Origin of the sequence: Leptolyngbya sp. ST-U4, from assembly GCF_039962215.1 — a bacterium.
In the GTDB taxonomy this organism is placed as follows: Bacteria; Cyanobacteriota; Cyanobacteriia; order Elainellales; family Elainellaceae; genus Leptolyngbya_A.
Genome location: NZ_JAMPKZ010000005.1, coordinates 202347 through 217760 on the forward strand (window position 1 = coordinate 202347; position 15414 = coordinate 217760).

Here is a 15414-nt window from a genome sequence, read left to right on the forward strand (position 1 = left end):
TTGACTGCGGTGAATTTAGATTTATTCTCCATTTGTTTTCTCTGCTTGTTCATTTCGCAATTCATCCTCCTATGACGGCTGCTGTCAAATCTTCTCCTCGAATTACTTCTCAACTAGTCAACGGCATTTTGGCGATCAAGCCTCTGGCGGACCTGGCAAAAAATCGGGCACGCAACATGATGATCAAGCGAGCTGAGTCGATCGGCGTGTACTGGCATGATCAGGTGCAAGCTCTTCGATCGCGCAGCGACAGCGCATCTTCTCAGGTTTCGTCTCAGGTGTCTCCTCAGTGGGAGCAAGAGCTTGCCCAGGTGCAGAGCGCGAATCTGACCTATCCCGACTATTACCTACGAATGTTTCACGCTTACGAGGACGGGAATCTAAGCTGGGATGCAGCAATGGAAGTCGAAGTGGCTGCCCATGCCGTTCATGCTCGGGTTTGGCCGGACTCTGGCGAACAGGGTGATATGCGACTGCGCCAGAGCTATCAAACCGTGCTGCAAGAGCAAATTAACACTGCACCGCAGAACATCTTAGACATTGGCTGTAGCGTTGGCATGAGTACCTTTGCCCTGCAAGCCCTTTACCCGCAAGCGCAAATTACTGGAGTCGATCTCTCGCCCCATTTTTTGACGATCGCCCAGTATCGCACTGAGCAGCGAGAACGCGGGGAAGATTACGCAATTCAGCCTTCGCTTGCGCCCAGCCCAGATCAAGCAGCCCAAATTCCTAGCCCCACCTGGCTTCATGCCGCTGCCGAAGCGACCGGATTACCCGATGCCTCGTTTGATCTTGTGTCTGCCCACCTTCTGTTCCACGAACTGCCTCAGTCGGCAGCAATCGACATTTTGCAAGAAGCGCGACGGCTCCTGCGTCCAGGTGGTCACATTGCAATTATGGACATGAATCCGCGATCGGAAATCTACGCCAAGATGCCGCCCTACATCCTGACGCTGCTGAAAAGCACAGAGCCTTATTTAGACGAATACTTTGCGCTGAACCTGGAAGAGGCGATCGAGCAGGCAGGTTTCCAGTCTCCCATCGTGGCTTGTAATACGCCACGCCACCGGACGGTGATCGCACGGGTGCGGTAGTCTCCTGTAGGGGCAGTTCGCGAACTCCCCTTACTGATCACCTTACTCAATTACCCTTACCCCCGATCGCCCTTACCCCATGCCAGCCTACCGACCATTGAGGGGCAACTCAAAATTAAACTTCTGCAAAGGCAGGTTGTTGTTGGGGGTGTTCTCGCTGCGATCGCTACAAAAAACCTCTGCCGAGTTATTAGGGCTTTCGATTAGTTTGACCCTATGAAGCTTTGCACCGATTTGGGCGATCGGGTTTTGCAGCAGGTCGCGGATGTGAACGGCGATGTTTTCCGCAGTTGGGACGACTTCTGCGAAGTAGGGAATGTCTTTGTTCAAGAAGGTGTGGTCGAACGGTTCCACCACATAATCATCGACGGCTTTTTGTAGCGCAACTAAGTCAACCAGCATTCCCGTGCGCGGATCGATTTCGCCTTTGACGGTGACTTCCAGGTGGTAGTTATGCCCGTGTCCGTTCACGCGGGCACATTTGCCGTAGATTTCTGAATTTTGCTCCAGCGTCAGATGGGGGAGTGCCAGACGGTGAGCCGCGCTGAAGTGGGTGCTGATCGTGAGGTAAGCTTCCATATTGTTTCCTTCGTAGTCTGCCCAAAGTTCAGGATGTTCAAAAAGCTGAATGCGGACGATCGGTAAATGGGGAGCGAGTCGCTGCCAGATTACCCGCGCCATACTTTCCGTTGTGGGTAGGGTTTGCTGAAATTCTGCCCAAACGTCATTCAGGTAGGAGAAGTTAAGCTGGCCGGTGACTTCCCGCTTAATCACCTGTTTTACGTCGGACAAATTTAGCACCATACCGTATTCATCCAGGTCGCCCTCCATCGAGACATAGAGGACATAGTTGTGCCCATGTCCCGGAAACCGGGCGCAGCAGCCGAACCGCTCTTGATTTTCTGCGTCGCTCAGTTCGGGTAGCCAGTATCGATGACTTGCCGAGAACTCCGCCCGCCGATTAATGATGCACTTCATGGGAAAATTCTGTTAAGTTCCGTAAAGCCTCTTTTAATACGATAGCAGTTGTGCTGCTGCTGAACCGCCTGATAAAGACAGGAATCCCAGGGTTATAAGGTTATTCATCTAAATTCAAGCCGCACCCAATGTCTTCTAAATAAATGTCTTCTGAGCAAAATAAAACGACTATTCTTCAGTTCTATCAATTCTTTGACGATCGCCAAATCGATCAAGCTCTAGAACTGCTTGCCCCTGATTTTGTTGCGCATTTAGCTGGAGTGCCTGAACCACTCGACAGGGAAGCATTCAAGCAGTTTGGCATGACGTTCTATCTTGCCTTCAGTCAGGGTCAACATCGATTTGAGCAGGTCCTTGTTGAAGAAGATAAAGTTGTGACGTGTGGCACGTTTACGGCGATTCATTCCGGTGAATTTCAAGGGCTTCCACCCACAGGTAAATCGATTAAGTTAGCGGTGATGCATATTGACCGCATCGAGAACGGCAGGATTATCGAACATTGGGGGCAGGGAGACGCGCTGGGACTGATGCAGCAGCTCGGAATAGTTTTTCTACCCGGACTAACGCTTTTCCCTCACCTGGTTAAGAGTTTTGCGTCCAAGCTGTTAAAAAAATCGTTGGAAATTGGGAAAGCAAGGCTAAGCCAGCGTTAGCACAATCAACAGCAGTACTTCTGTCCATTCCACCACAGCTCCATAGCTATCTCCTGTGTGGCCCCCCAGTTTTGCGGCAAACCAGGCAGGTGTCAGCAGCGCGATTCCAATCCCGCCGATCGCTAACAAACCTGCCAGCATCGGGGAGTACAGCCCAGGGAGCAAACTGAGTCCCACCAGCAGCACCAGGCAGGGAGCAGTGTCTTTGATCGATCGCATCACTTGCTTGTGAAACGCACCTTTGCCTGTGGGCTTGAGATAGGGATAGCGAACGATTGCGATTTGCTGTGCCCAGCGTCCCCAACCAGCAACCAGCGGCAGCACGAGCCATCGGGTTAGGGAATTTTGCAGATCGATCAGCGCAACGGTTTTCAGTAGAATTACGGTTGTTGCCGTTATTGCCCCAAAGGCTCCGGTACGGCTATCTGCCATGACTGCTAATCGTCGCTCTGGGTCGGTGACCGCTAACCCATCGGCAGTATCCATTGCCCCGTCGAGATGAAGTCCGCCCGTGATGGCAATCCACAGGGATACGACGATCGCACTCCGCGTTAGCACAGGCATTCCAATCCCCGTCAGTCCGCTATCCACCCCGCTCAAAATCATTCCAATCAGTAGCCCGACTACAGGCGCAAACCAAGAAACGGTCTCAAACGGCAGGGATGCAATCTGAGGGACAGGCAAACAGGTGTAAAAGGCAATGGCAGCCGCAAGCTGGCGCAAAAAAAACATTCAGATATCACCCGATTAGAACAGCCAGAATCACCCGCTTGATCCTGCGATCGCCTATCTTAGCGAAGTGAATCGCAAAGCGTTGCAGTCATAATAGAGTGGAACCTTCATTGACCTGCCTTTGGGAACCTCCTTGCTAAGACAAGTTCCGTATATTCCGCAAAGGGCGAGTTCTGGATCCTGAGATAAGATTAGAGTACGGACCGATTACGGAACCTCTATGATTCATATAAATGACTGAGCTAGGTGGCTGAGCAGTTCGCTATGCCATTCTGGTTCTATCGGGTGCGCTGTTCCGGCTTTTTCGATGTGTTCTTCGCTCTGGGATTCGGCTTGATTGTTGCGCTTGGCGTTCTCTTGCAGACGGTGAGCATTGTTGCAGAATTGAAGTAACCCCAAACTCTGGGGTGGAGCTAAATTTGCAATCAGCTTACCCAGGTCAGACAAATTAATAACGGTTGATCTCATTATTTGAGTCATACGATCAGACGTGATTACTGGTGGGTCATCGCTGGTGTGCTAATCGTCTCCTCGGTCTGTAGGTCAACCCTGTTCTCTCGTTAAGGCTACGGACTTTTTGTATGAGTCACGATCAACGCTCTGGTAACACGAAACTCCCTGCTCCCTGTATTGTTGAGGCGGGCATCATTGTCAACAAGCAAGATATGCAGCGGCTTCTGGCAGATTTGGGGCGAGTTCGCTACTGCTACACGCAGAACGATGACCTCGAAGGGGGAAGAACTTCGCAACGTCTGCTGGCAGAGGATGAAGGCTATGTACTGGAGGTCTTTGCCGACCCCACGAGTTCGACGATCGTTGCTAACCGCACCCTTTATATTAATGTTCAAAGCTTCGACTACTTGAAGCTAAGCCACTCTCCAGAGCATGAACCCTGCTTTGATTTGGTGCAGGACAGTTTGCGTTTGCGGTTGATTCCGCTCAGCAACCCGATTCAGGATCAAAAAGCAAGAACGCTCAGCGCAGCCGCCCTGGAAGCTGTGGTTGCCGAAGTGCTTTCTGCTGGCTGGGATGTGGAGATTGACGGCGACGAGAATTCGATTTAGCTCCTGCTGGCAGTCTTGTTTTAAGGCGAGCTTTATTTTTGGGTTTGTGAATTAGTTTGTGATCGAGATCGAATATTGTGGGATTTGAGTTTCAGTGTCAGGCGAACTGTCGCCATACCCATGCCCGTGCCGGAATCTTTACCACGCCTCATGGCAATGTCGAAACGCCCCGGTTTATGCCGGTGGGAACGCTGGCCAACGTGAAAACGGTAACGCCTGCTCAGCTTCGAGAAACGGGCGCACAGATGATTTTGTCGAACACCTATCATCTGCACTTACAGCCTGGAGAAGACATCGTAGCGGCGGCAGGCGGGCTGCATCAGTTTATGCGCTGGGATGGTCCAATCCTGACGGATTCTGGCGGCTTCCAGGTCTTCAGCCTCAGCGAAATGCGATCGATTTCCGAAGAAGGGGTGAAATTTCGATCGCCGCGAGACGGGCAGATTATCAACCTCACGCCTGAAAAATCAATTCAGATTCAGAATGCGCTGGGGGCGGATGTCATTATGGCGTTCGACGAGTGTCCACCCTATCCCGCAAGCTATGAGGCAGTTCAGGCGGCAACCGATCGCACGGCACGCTGGCTAGAGCGATGTATTGCGGCGCATCAGCGATCGGATCAGGCCTTGTTTGGGATTGTTCAGGGTGGGGTTTATGAAGATCTCCGGCAGCAGTGCGCGAAAACCTTGACGCAGTTCGATTTGCCCGGCTATGCGATCGGGGGAGTGAGCGTGGGTGAGCCTGCGGAATTTATCGAACCGATCGTGAAAGCAACTGCGCCTCTGCTGCCGGAACACAAACCGCGCTATCTGATGGGCGTGGGTTCCTATCGCGAGATGGTGCAGGCGATCGCAGCAGGGGTCGATTTATTTGACTGTGTGATTCCGACCCGCTTGGCGCGACATGGCAGTGCGCTGGTCAAAGGCGATCGCTGGAATCTGAAAAATGCCCGCTATAAAACCGACTTCACACCGCTGGATGCCGGCTGTCCTTGCTATACTTGCCAGAATTTTACCCGCGCCTACATCAGCCATTTGTTGAGGTCGCAGGAATTGCTTGGCTACACGCTGCTGTCGATCCACAATATTACCGAGCTGGTGCAGTTTACCCAGCGAATTCGGGCGGCGATTTTGAGCGATCGATTTGTGGAGCTGTTTGGCGATTGGCTAACTCCTGAAGCCGCTACCAAAGCTGAGGTTTAACTGTCCGGTAAAGTGTGACTGTCGTTTCTCTCGTTTCTTTTGCGATCGAATTTATCTATGACTGCTGATTCCCCGATTGAGGAAACTGCTTTGCCGCTTGTTGAGACTGCCGATGCGCTCCAGCCCTGCATTCAGGCACTTGGCTTACCGCAGATCGATCGTCATCTCTTCATCTGTGCTGATCAGACCTTGCCCAAATGCTGCGACAAAGCAGAGAGCCTGGTTGCTTGGGACTATCTGAAGCGTCGCCTTAAGGAATTAAAGCTTGACCAGCCGACCAGTGACCGTCAAAGCTGCATTTTTCGCACAAAGGCAAACTGCTTGCGCGTCTGTCAGCAGGGACCTATTCTGCTGGTTTATCCGGATGGAGTGTGGTACCACAGTGCAACGCCAGAAGTCATCGAGCGGATTATTCAAGAACACCTGATTCAGGGGCAGGTTGTCCAGGACTACGCATTTCTCGTTCATCCTCTGCCGCAGCCGGGCACTACTGTCCTGTCCTCGCCGCTCTAGCAAGTGTCCTGAAAAGCACGGAAAATCCTGGAAAGTACGGGCAAGATAACGGGCAATACAAAGGATTTTTCCAGTATGTTCAACATTCTGTAAATATACTGGGTATCATGATCGGCAGAATGGACTGTCCACTTTGAGGTCACGAGTACTAGAGCATGAGTAAGGAAAGCAGTGTCGGAGAAAATAAACGGCTTCTCCTGATTGATGACGACCCGAACCTGATTCTGCTGGTGAAGGATTATCTTGAATTCCGGGGATACGAAGTCATCACCGCTGAGAATGGCCAGGAGGCGTTGGATATTTTAGAGAGCGAGACACCAGACATGATCATTTGCGATGTTATGATGCCGCAAATGGATGGTTATGCCCTGGTCGAGCAAGTTCGCAAAAATCCTCGCACAAGCTGGATTCCGGTTCTGTTCCTCTCTGCTAAGGGACAAAGCCAGGATCGGGTAAAGGGACTGAACATTGGTGCTGATGTGTACATGGTGAAGCCCTTTGAACCTGAAGAACTGGTGGCTCAGGTTGAGGCTTCGCTGAAACACAACTCGCGCCTGATGCAGCGGCAGGACAAAAACTCGGATTCGGCTCCGAAAATTCAGGTTCCGTTTGATGTAGAGCTAACCCCCACGGAACTGCGGGTGGTTCAGTTTGTGGCGCGAGGCATGGCAAACCGAGAAATTGCCGAAGAACTGAACGTGAGCCAGCGCACGATCGAAAGCCATGTTAGCAATATGCTGGGCAAAACTGGGCTGCACAATCGCACTGAACTGGCACGATGGGCGATCGAAAACAGCATGGCGTAGGTGGATGAAGCTTAACGCTCGATCGCCTACAACACAATCAGGCAGAAATGACTTCATAAATAAAGCTAAACGCTGCCCACTGGTTGACATCGAATGCATAAACATCCGCTGGGGCGTCGGTCTGATGCAAATCCTGTAAAATTGCCTGAACCAGAGCCAGGAACTGCGTAAAGTTGCTCATTCTCTGGGGGCTGCTAACTCGCAGTTTATTGTTCAGCAGTTCAACCGTCTGGGCGAAGGGAGAACGGCTCAAGATCAAATGAGTTTCTGTGATGCCGCTTGAAGGCTGAATCAGGGAATCTGCATCGGTTTGGAGCAGGGTATGGGTTGCTCCTGGCGCGATCGAACTGGGTGTTTGCGAGGCAGGTGAGGAGTCATTTGCGAATCCGGGGGGATATACCACCGGAATACCCTCTGCATCTAGCCCCAAGCCAATCCAATAAAGGGGACGATCGCTGTAGTTTAGGATTTGATACTGAATCCGACTACCGATCGCGACCTCCGGCAACCCAGTGGTCTGTAAGTCAGCGTAGGGCTGCGGCGGAGCCCAGGGGGCACGAGCGGTTTCCTGCTGAGAAATAATTTGCTCCTGGGGGGCAGTCGTAAGCAGCGTTGCCCGCACTCCCAAACGGGAAGACCCCTGATTTTCCAGTAGCCGCAGCAGCTTATTGGCAAACAATGCCTGTAACTGAGGAGTCATGCGATGAATTGCTGTTTTTACCGCTTCGTCGTCCTGGTTCAGAGAAGTGTAGATTGCGCTGCGATCGAGGAAAAACAAGGCATAGCCGCGCTTGCTGCTGGGCGGCTCGAGGGTTAAAGCTGGAGTTGCTGAGCCTGGAGAGTTCGGTGACGTGGGTGGCAGAGCAGCAGTCAGCGTCGCAGTTTTAAGCTGGGTTTTCCCAAATAGCAAATCGGCAGACTGTTCGCCTGCAATCACTGAGGAAACCTGCGGAATTGTAGCAAAGGCACTGGTCGCATCGACTCGCTCAACCCGCTCCAGGCTTGCATCTAAGCCAACGGTCAGGTTCAGATTGCGCGGCAAAAACCGCATGACCTCCTGCACAACTTGCCCAACCTCGATTCCCCCCAAGGGAGAACTGCTTCGCATTGACTCTGCTTCATTGCCGCCCTGATGCTTGGCTTTCGCCATCAGTCCTTCCCGCGATCGAAGCTGAAGCAGCCTGGGTGATTGATTTTCTGAGTCAGCAGGCATCACGGCGAACAGCGAAGCCCCTACGTTTTCCAGCACGATCGCAGGCAGTCCCCCCAGCCAAAGCTGCACCTTTCCCTCTTCGTCGATCGATCGAACAACGCCATCTGCGCTGAATGCAAAATTAGAATCAAGAACTGCCGTGAGGTTGAGCCGTTTTTGGTTGCTGCTGTTGAACTGCTGTTTGTGTTCCGCCGCCTGCTTCGCTTTGCCGATTGCCCCCGAGGGGGTGGTGGTTCGCATCGCCTGTCCTAAACCAACATTTAGCATCGTGGTGGACGTACTGCACCAAAGCTGTTGCGTCAGCGCATAGGTGAGTAATCCGGCGTGAAAGCCACTCCACTGTGCCTCGGTCGAAACTTGATCGCCGCCTGAGCCGGTGAGCAGGACACCTGGAGGAGATGCCCAATGCAGCGTTGCGCGAGATAACTGCAGCCGTTCTAGCAACTGCGATTGCAGGGTTTGTTCTGCTTCGAGGAGTTGACCACTAGGCGCACTGGGACGCGATCGAATTCGCAAACTGCCCTGGGTGACTCGTCCCAGATGAGTAAAGCCTGTATCCAGGACGGTGATTATCTGCTGAGTCGGCAGTGATCGCAATAGCAGCTCCAGCGTCTCCAGCATTAGGTCATTCACGATCGGATTGTCTGCGGTGGGCAAAACGCCATCGATCGGCACAAGGCTCTGCTGCTCGGTAGGAGCTTGATCTAGCAAAACCTGGCTGCCCAAGCCGCTAAAGTGAAACAGCACCACATCACCCGATCGCGCTTGGTCAATCAGATGAGCCTGAAACGCCGATTCGATCGCTGATCGCGTGGCCTGATGATCGGTCAGCGTCAGAATATCGGCAGGCTGAAAGCCAAAGCGATGCAGCAGCAGTTCTCGTTGCAGTTCCACATCGGTCAGGCAGCCGTTAAGAGCAGTTCCTTTGGGCGGCACAAAATCACCCACGGCTTCTGGATATTGATTAATGCCAATCAACAGGGCGAGTTTGCGGCGCGTTGGCTGTGCTAAAACCTGCTGCGATCGATCCGTCAAAGCAAACCATCCGGCTTCACTCAACCCTAGTGCTGCCAGAATGCTGCCGAACCGCTGTAGAAATTCTCGTCGATTTACCCTCATGCTTTTGTAGCGATCGCTATCTAGAATTGGACAGGCAGGTTGAATACCGCTGTGGAGCGGTAGCTCCCTGTACCTCATCCTCAATTCACTGGCTCTAGCTATATTTGAGCATTAAAAGCCTGAAAAATGCCCTTTTCTACTGGCGATTCTTGAACCCTGCTGTTTTCTGATCAAGCGGAAGGGATAGAGTCAGGCTCTCTGCCGCTCCCATCAGTCATCTCAGCAAATTGGATAGAATGCTCCAGTAGGAAGGGCAATACAACTTCCTCTCTGGAAAACTGATTTAGATTTCTAATTGCAGCTAGCCGGAAATCTGCATCGCACGGGCAAGTTCGGCGGCAACCAGAGGGCGCGAAAATTCGGGCGGCGGTAGCTCACCTTGACGCAGCATTTCCCGCACTTTGGTTCCAGAGAGGTGAATCCGCTCTTCGGGTTTGCTAGGGCTGGTTTTAGTGGTTGCCATTGCCTGCGTCCGCTTGCAGTAAAAAGCGTGTTCAAACTTCATCGGCAGGATGCCTAACGCCTGCGGATCAAACTCGTTAAAGATGTACTGCGCGTCATAGGTTCCATAATAGTCCCCGACACCAGCGTGATCGCGTCCCACGATGAAGTGGGTGCAGCCGTAGTTTTTCCGCACCAGTGCGTGGAAAATGGCTTCACGGGGTCCGGCATAGCGCATTGCAGCAGGGTTGATTGCCAGAATGACGCGATCGTTCGGGAAATAATGTTCCAGCATGATCTCGTAGCAGCGCATCCGCACATCGGCTGCAATGTCGTCTTCCTTAGTCGCGCCCACCAGGGGATGCAGAAATAGCCCGTCTACGGTTTCCATCGCACATTTAATAATGTATTCGTGAGCGCGGTGGATCGGGTTGCGGGTTTGAAAACCGACGACCGTCTTCCAGCCCTTTTCCTGAAACATCTGGCGCGAGACTGCCGGATCAACTTGGTAGGCGGGGAAGAGCGGATGGGCATCGCGCTCTAGCAGCCAGACAGAACCAGCCAAATTGATATTGCCCTGCTGATAAACGACTTTCACGCCGGGGTGCTTTTCGTCGTCGGTGCGGTAGACGTTGACGGCTTCCTTCACTTTGTCATAGGTGTATTTGTGCGTTAGCTCCAGAACCCCTACAAAGCGACCGTTCGGGTCATCCAGGCGAATCAGTGTGCCTTCACGCAGCGGCTCTGCAACTTCCTCGCTCACCGATAGCGTAATCGGAATCGACCAGGGCAACCCATTCGATAGATACATACTACTGACCACCGATTCGTAGTCTTCTCGCTCCAAGAATCCATTGAGCGGGCTAAATCCACCGATCGCAATCATGACCAGGTCAGAAGTTGTCCGCACATCCATTTGCACTCGCTGCAATGAATCTGCCATTGCCAGAAATTCTTGTCGCTGGTCAGGGGTTGCAATGCGATTAATAAGCTGTCCGCCATGTGGCGCGATTCCTGCGGCTTGTTGAGTCAACGTCTTGCCCTCTCTACAACAATAATGACTGAACTAAAATGACGAAACTAAAGGTACGAAACTAGAAGCACTAAGCCAGAATGAACGACTCTGGCCGCAATTCTTAAGTAATGTTGAAGCTCTTCCTAGTATATCTATCGAGGTAGCATCTCTCGACAGCAGACCTACAGACGGCTTTTCCCAGGTCAAGCGGTTGCCTCAAGTGCTAGGAATTGAATGAACAGTTTTCCGATCGAATTACTCAAAAATTAAGTTTTATCTTACCTCGATCGCTTCCACCAGGAGCCACTGTCCCGATCGGTTTAATCTTGCGGTTACGGTCAGCGTTTGTCCTGTTTGATAGGTCTGAAACTGGCGATCAACTGTGGCATCGAGGGTCACCAGGCTCAAGGCTTCCAGACAGGAATCGATCGGACGATCGAGATAAAGCTGATAGTCCTGATCGCCTCGGCGTTCAAAGGTTCCCTGATATGATTTGCTGAATTTTGTGGCAACGCTCTTATGCAAAGAGGATGGCTGCACTAGTCGTTGAGCGATGCCATCGATCGGATAGTCCTGAGGATGGGCAAGAAAATGCTGCTGGCAGTCGAGCCAGTCCGGGTCATGCGGAGTCACGTTAAACAGCGGAATGACCGCAGCGGGGGCGATCGGATCTTGCAGCAGGGCGTTTTGCAGGTTGCGCACAGAGAGTTCTCGCGGCTGACAGCGACGCTGTACACAGAGGGCTGCTGCTGCTCCTGCGGCTTGTCCAATGCCTAGTACAACAGGCTGAAGTCGGGTTGCTCCGTTGGCAATATGAGACACAGAAATATTTTTCTCGCAAACCAGCAGACCCTCGATCGCTGCCGGAACCAAACAGCGATAAGGCAGCGAAAAAGGCGTTCCCGTCCAGCGTCCACCCCAGCGCAGCGACTTCGGTTTCAGGGGCAGGGTGTCGCCCGGATAGTGATGATCATTGGCATAGTTGCCGATCGCGATCGAGTCCACTAATCCCTCTGGATTCAAGGGCAGAGCCGCAACCTGTCCGCCAGTAACAGGCAAAATATCTGGTTCGCAGACTGTTGCCAACCCGCGTAGTCGCCGACTTTCCCGGTAATAGGGATGCAGGGCAAAAGCTCCTCCGCCAATCTGTCCTGACCCAGCAGAGGGAAAACTGTCTGTCGCTAAGCCATATCGACTTCCCAACTCTCTTTGCAGGAAATGAGCATAGCCCTGTGCGTGCCACAACGCGTCCTGGAGCCATTCTTGCCGTGCTGCCGCAGATTCTACCAGCCGATCGAGCCGTATACCGTAATCGTTGCCCTGCTGCGGAAAGTTGAGCATAAAGCGATTTCCCGGCAGACGACCGTAGTTGAGAAACATTGCTGCACCGTAGCCTTCCCAGGTTCCCTGAAAGCGATCGGCACTGTAGCTAGGTGGAGCCGGAATGATTTCTGAGCAGTCTGTGCCAAAGTCCTGCATGAGAAAGACCCAGGTAGGAGCTTGAATCGGAAAGCGATCAGTTAAGGGGGTTGCAGCGACGGGTGCGCTGGGTTCACCGAATTCGCTTTGCCACTCCCAGCCCCACCGATAAGGGACTTCTGCCAGTGCCAGCAAATCGCCTAGCTCTGTACCGTCAATTATGATGTCTGCTGCGATCGTCCAATTGTCAAACTGAACTTCTGTAATGCGATTCTCCTGTCGAATCACGGTGCGAGGTGTTTGACCCGTAATCCAGTGAAGGTTAGGCAACTGCCGCACCCAGTCGGCAAAAATGGTGGCTCCAATGCGCGGCTCATAGGTAAAAAAGCTGACCCAGGCATGATCGAGTCCTTCGGGCTGACGCTGTTCCAGTTCACGCAAGAACGCGCCCCATAGCCCCGTTTGAAACGACAGCAGCTCATTACCATCAGGTGCAGCGACCCCGGCAGCGGTCAGCATTCCTCCCAGCCACTCAAACTCACTCACTAACACCGTTTGCGCTCCGGTTCTTGCCGCCTGAATTGCCGCCGCAATGCCGCCAGTACCGCCGCCAACAACCAACACTTCAGTTTTGTGCTGCTGCATACTTTATCGATAAACTCGTCTTGCCCTCCCAACAGTAAAGCAAAACGCAAAAGCAAAACGCCAGCCATTATGGAACTGGGCTGACGCTTTACCTTAGGTATTCACAGGGATTTATCGTTAAGGTCTTTATCCGGGCTGACCTCATTTGAATCATCATTAGTGTGACAGGAGTTCTCCTACTTTTGGTAGATTTTAAGGTTTCCTTAATTTCAAGATTTTGACTTGCGGGTAGCCCGCTGCTCCAGCCGATACAGCCAGACCATCAAGGCAATGATGCCCACCTGAAGCGCAAAATTAGGAAACGCCGCCGCCACGTCTCGTCCGGCAAGTAACTGTGTCAGAAAGATAAATGCGCCAATAAAGCCAGAAGCTCCACAGCCAACATAGATAAACTGTCTTAGTCCGCGATAAGGAGTTTGCAGCTCTGCTTTGAGCTGAGCATATTTTTCAGGATCAAGGTTAGAAGGCTGGGAGCGAGTTGTTCGCTTCGGAGAAGATGATTTTGGAGAAGGGGAATCAGGCATGGTTGAAGCAAGAATAGGCAGGACAGGCGAGCCAGTGACAGAACATCGACAGCAATGGATGCTGTAAAGGGTTGTCAGTGAAGTAAAAGGTTGTCAATGAAAAAGGAAGGCTTTTCTGCCAACCTATCATTTTTCTAGCGATCTACCACAAGCCGCGTTTACCGCTGGGGTGAATTGTTGCCCAATTCGTGCGTGCGGTTGCCAACTGCTCATCTGTAATTTTTGCGCCTGTCAGGTCTGCTCCACATAGATTGGCTCCCCGCAGGTTGGCATTGCTGAGATAGGCATAGCTCAAATCTGTGCCGCGCAGGTCTGCCCCACCCAAATCTGCATGGCTCATGTATGCCCGTGCGAAGTTTGCGTTGCGGCAGGTTGCCTGGGTCAGGCTGGCATAGCCAAAATCTGCGTTAAAGAGATTTGCGCCCTGTAGATTGGTCTTACACAGCTTCGCGTTATGAAAGTTTGCGCCAGACAGCTCAGCTTTGGGCAGATGCAGCAGACTCAGATCATACGAAGTAAAGTCTCGCTTGCCCTTCGCGTAGGCGATCGCCAAATCCTCAGCATTGAGCTTTTGCACAATCCCCGCGGGCCGATCTTCTGCTGCCCTGCCGCCTGATTTCGAATGAGGAATGCCATCGGTTCGATTGGATGCTCCTCGACGTATCGGAGAACCGGGCTGAAGCTGAGTCAAGTCTGAGCGAGAATTTTCAGACTTTGCCTGTCTTGCCCGAATCGCAGCTGCCATCCGTGCCGAAGGCGAAGAGGGAGAGGAATGCATTATCGCCTCATCTGCGCCCCTGCCGTCTGTCCGGTTCCCGGAAAATTGCCAGTCTCCCGAACCTGATCCGGTCGAACGCGTGCGGTTGGGCTGGCTGACCATGCCCCGCGCCAGACTGTCCAGATAGGGCTCCAAATCTAATGCCCGTAAAACTTCGGTTGCATTTTGATAGCGATGACGTACCGACACGTCCAGCATTTTTTGCAGCACTTCGGCAAAGTGTTCGCTGACGTGAACAAGCTGCCGCCACATAATTTCGCCCGTTGCCGGGTCGTATTCCATGTCCTTAGGAGATTTACTGGTAAGCAGATAGAGGCAAGTCACCCCCAGCGCATAGATATCGCTGGCATAAACCGGGCGCATTGCCATTTGCTCTGGTGGCGCATAGCCAGGAGTGCCGATCGCATACTGAGTCAGAGCCGTATTTTCTGAAGCGTTTGCGCTGGCTGGATTCACCTGATCTTTCACTGCGCCAAAGTCGATCAGCACCAGTTTTTTGTCCTGCGATCGGCGAATCAAGTTAGCGGGCTTGATATCCCGGTGAATGACCTGCTGACTGTGGATATATTGCAGCATGGGCAGCACTTCGCTGAGAAATTGCTTTACCCCTGCCTCACTAAACGGACCCGATCGTTTGACTTCTTGCTGGAGCGTGGAGCCGCTAATGTATTCCTGAACTAGATAAAACTCTTGATTTGCCTCGAAGTAGTCGAGCAGACGCGGCACTTGAGGATGACTGCCGACTTTCCCCAGTGTGCTAGCTTCCCGTTGAAACAGCACCCGCGCCATCTGCATTACCTGCACTGAGGTCGAAGCGGGTCGAAGCTGCTTAATCACGCAGTAGGGATTGCCTGGGAGCGACTCGTCTTTTGCCAGAAACGTTGCGCCAAACCCACCCTGCCCCAGCGCATGTACGACTCGATAGCGATCGCGCAGAAGCAGCTTTGCACCACACGCCTGACATAGCTCCGTATGGGTTAAGTTTTCGGGATGAGGACAGGCTGAATTTAAGCAGTAGCTCATGCGGCATCACTCGCTGTATCAATCGCCAGGTGTCGCGGTCATAACGATGAGACTCGGTTTACACCCTAGTATCATTATCTTTCTAACGGGTTTTGGAAAGAGTGACAGACTTGCGGAAAACAATTTAAGAGTTACTAAAGTTACAATGCCTCATCTTAAAGTCCCCGTGAACCCCCTGCCATACTTGAGGGGTCA

Annotated in this window: 14 protein-coding genes; 6 read left to right on the forward strand and 8 right to left on the reverse strand. The window is 52.4% G+C overall.

What is annotated here, in order from left to right; genetic code table 11:
- Positions 1-71: 71 nt before the first annotated feature.
- Positions 72-1094, forward strand: a complete 1023-nt coding sequence (locus NDA02_RS11380) for a class I SAM-dependent methyltransferase (RefSeq protein WP_348254987.1) — start codon at positions 72-74, stop codon at positions 1092-1094.
- An 87-nt stretch (positions 1095-1181) separates the two neighbouring features.
- Here NDA02_RS11380 and NDA02_RS11385 read toward each other — a convergent pair whose 3' ends face one another.
- Positions 1182-2072, reverse strand: coding sequence for a 6-carboxytetrahydropterin synthase (locus tag NDA02_RS11385; protein ID WP_190793889.1), 891 nt, complete (start codon positions 2070-2072; stop codon positions 1182-1184).
- Positions 2073-2215: 143 nt separating this feature from the next.
- Between NDA02_RS11385 and NDA02_RS11390 the strand changes: the two genes are divergently transcribed.
- Entirely contained in the window at positions 2216-2725 is a 510-nt protein-coding gene (locus NDA02_RS11390) for an ester cyclase (RefSeq protein ID WP_190793888.1), read from the forward strand.
- Here NDA02_RS11390 and cobS read toward each other — a convergent pair.
- Both cobS and NDA02_RS11400 read right to left on the reverse strand, forming a co-directional pair.
- A complete protein-coding gene (gene cobS, locus NDA02_RS11395; RefSeq protein ID WP_190793887.1) occupies positions 2711-3457 on the reverse strand; it encodes an adenosylcobinamide-GDP ribazoletransferase in 747 nt (248 codons plus the stop codon). The genes NDA02_RS11390 and cobS overlap by 15 nt on opposite strands.
- A 225-nt stretch (positions 3458-3682) precedes the next feature.
- Complete coding sequence (locus NDA02_RS11400) at positions 3683-3925, reverse strand: hypothetical protein (protein ID WP_190793886.1); 243 nt, start codon at positions 3923-3925, stop codon at positions 3683-3685.
- A gap of 113 nt (positions 3926-4038) precedes the next feature.
- On the opposite strand from NDA02_RS11400, the gene NDA02_RS11405 reads away from it, so the two are divergent.
- The 4 genes from NDA02_RS11405 (at position 4039) to NDA02_RS11420 (ending at position 7042) form a co-directional block, all read left to right on the forward strand.
- Entirely contained in the window at positions 4039-4521 is a 483-nt protein-coding gene (locus NDA02_RS11405) for a hypothetical protein (protein WP_190793885.1), read from the forward strand.
- 74 nt (positions 4522-4595) lie between these two features.
- A complete protein-coding gene (gene tgt / locus NDA02_RS11410) occupies positions 4596-5723 on the forward strand; it encodes a tRNA guanosine(34) transglycosylase Tgt (protein ID WP_190793891.1) in 1128 nt (375 codons plus the stop codon).
- 57 nt (positions 5724-5780) lie between these two features.
- Positions 5781-6236 carry a ferredoxin gene (locus tag NDA02_RS11415; RefSeq protein ID WP_190793884.1) on the forward strand — a complete coding sequence of 152 codons (456 nt, stop codon included), beginning with the start codon at positions 5781-5783 and terminating at the stop codon, positions 6234-6236.
- A 155-nt stretch (positions 6237-6391) separates the two neighbouring features.
- On the forward strand, positions 6392-7042 hold the full coding sequence (locus tag NDA02_RS11420; protein ID WP_190793883.1) for a response regulator transcription factor: 651 nt from the start codon (positions 6392-6394) through the stop codon (positions 7040-7042).
- A gap of 37 nt (positions 7043-7079) precedes the next feature.
- On the opposite strand, the gene NDA02_RS11425 is transcribed toward NDA02_RS11420, so the two are convergent.
- From NDA02_RS11425 to NDA02_RS11445, 5 genes are all read right to left on the reverse strand, one after another.
- Complete coding sequence (locus NDA02_RS11425; RefSeq protein ID WP_199296771.1) at positions 7080-9452, reverse strand: caspase family protein; 2373 nt, start codon at positions 9450-9452, stop codon at positions 7080-7082.
- A 223-nt stretch (positions 9453-9675) separates the two neighbouring features.
- Positions 9676-10848: a sulfate adenylyltransferase gene (gene sat, locus NDA02_RS11430; protein WP_348254988.1), complete on the reverse strand. Its 1173-nt coding sequence runs from the start codon at positions 10846-10848 to the stop codon at positions 9676-9678.
- Between the two features lie 255 nt (positions 10849-11103).
- Positions 11104-12894, reverse strand: coding sequence for an FAD-dependent oxidoreductase (locus NDA02_RS11435; protein WP_190793129.1), 1791 nt, complete (start codon positions 12892-12894; stop codon positions 11104-11106).
- A gap of 209 nt (positions 12895-13103) precedes the next feature.
- Positions 13104-13418, reverse strand: a complete 315-nt coding sequence (locus NDA02_RS11440; RefSeq protein WP_190793130.1) for a DUF3493 domain-containing protein — start codon at positions 13416-13418, stop codon at positions 13104-13106.
- 142 nt (positions 13419-13560) lie between these two features.
- Positions 13561-15219, reverse strand: a complete 1659-nt coding sequence (locus tag NDA02_RS11445; RefSeq protein WP_190793131.1) for a serine/threonine-protein kinase — start codon at positions 15217-15219, stop codon at positions 13561-13563.
- Positions 15220-15414: the final 195 nt, after the last annotated feature.

Excerpts from the sequence above, each read along its gene's own strand:
- NDA02_RS11380 (WP_348254987.1), top strand. The coding sequence starts at position 72 with ATGACGGCTGCTGTCAAATCTTCTCCTCGAATTACTTCTCAACTAGTC.
- NDA02_RS11385 (WP_190793889.1), bottom strand. The coding sequence starts at position 2,072 with ATGAAGTGCATCATTAATCGGCGGGCGGAGTTCTCGGCAAGTCATCGA.
- NDA02_RS11390 (WP_190793888.1), top strand. The coding sequence starts at position 2,216 with ATGTCTTCTGAGCAAAATAAAACGACTATTCTTCAGTTCTATCAATTC.
- cobS (WP_190793887.1), bottom strand. The coding sequence starts at position 3,457 with ATGTTTTTTTTGCGCCAGCTTGCGGCTGCCATTGCCTTTTACACCTGT.
- NDA02_RS11400 (WP_190793886.1), bottom strand. The coding sequence starts at position 3,925 with ATGAGATCAACCGTTATTAATTTGTCTGACCTGGGTAAGCTGATTGCA.
- NDA02_RS11405 (WP_190793885.1), top strand. The coding sequence starts at position 4,039 with ATGAGTCACGATCAACGCTCTGGTAACACGAAACTCCCTGCTCCCTGT.
- NDA02_RS11415 (WP_190793884.1), top strand. The coding sequence starts at position 5,781 with ATGACTGCTGATTCCCCGATTGAGGAAACTGCTTTGCCGCTTGTTGAG.
- NDA02_RS11420 (WP_190793883.1), top strand. The coding sequence starts at position 6,392 with ATGAGTAAGGAAAGCAGTGTCGGAGAAAATAAACGGCTTCTCCTGATT.
- NDA02_RS11425 (WP_199296771.1), bottom strand. The coding sequence starts at position 9,452 with ATGAGGTACAGGGAGCTACCGCTCCACAGCGGTATTCAACCTGCCTGT.
- NDA02_RS11435 (WP_190793129.1), bottom strand. The coding sequence starts at position 12,894 with ATGCAGCAGCACAAAACTGAAGTGTTGGTTGTTGGCGGCGGTACTGGC.
- NDA02_RS11440 (WP_190793130.1), bottom strand. The coding sequence starts at position 13,418 with ATGCCTGATTCCCCTTCTCCAAAATCATCTTCTCCGAAGCGAACAACT.
- NDA02_RS11445 (WP_190793131.1), bottom strand. The coding sequence starts at position 15,219 with ATGAGCTACTGCTTAAATTCAGCCTGTCCTCATCCCGAAAACTTAACC.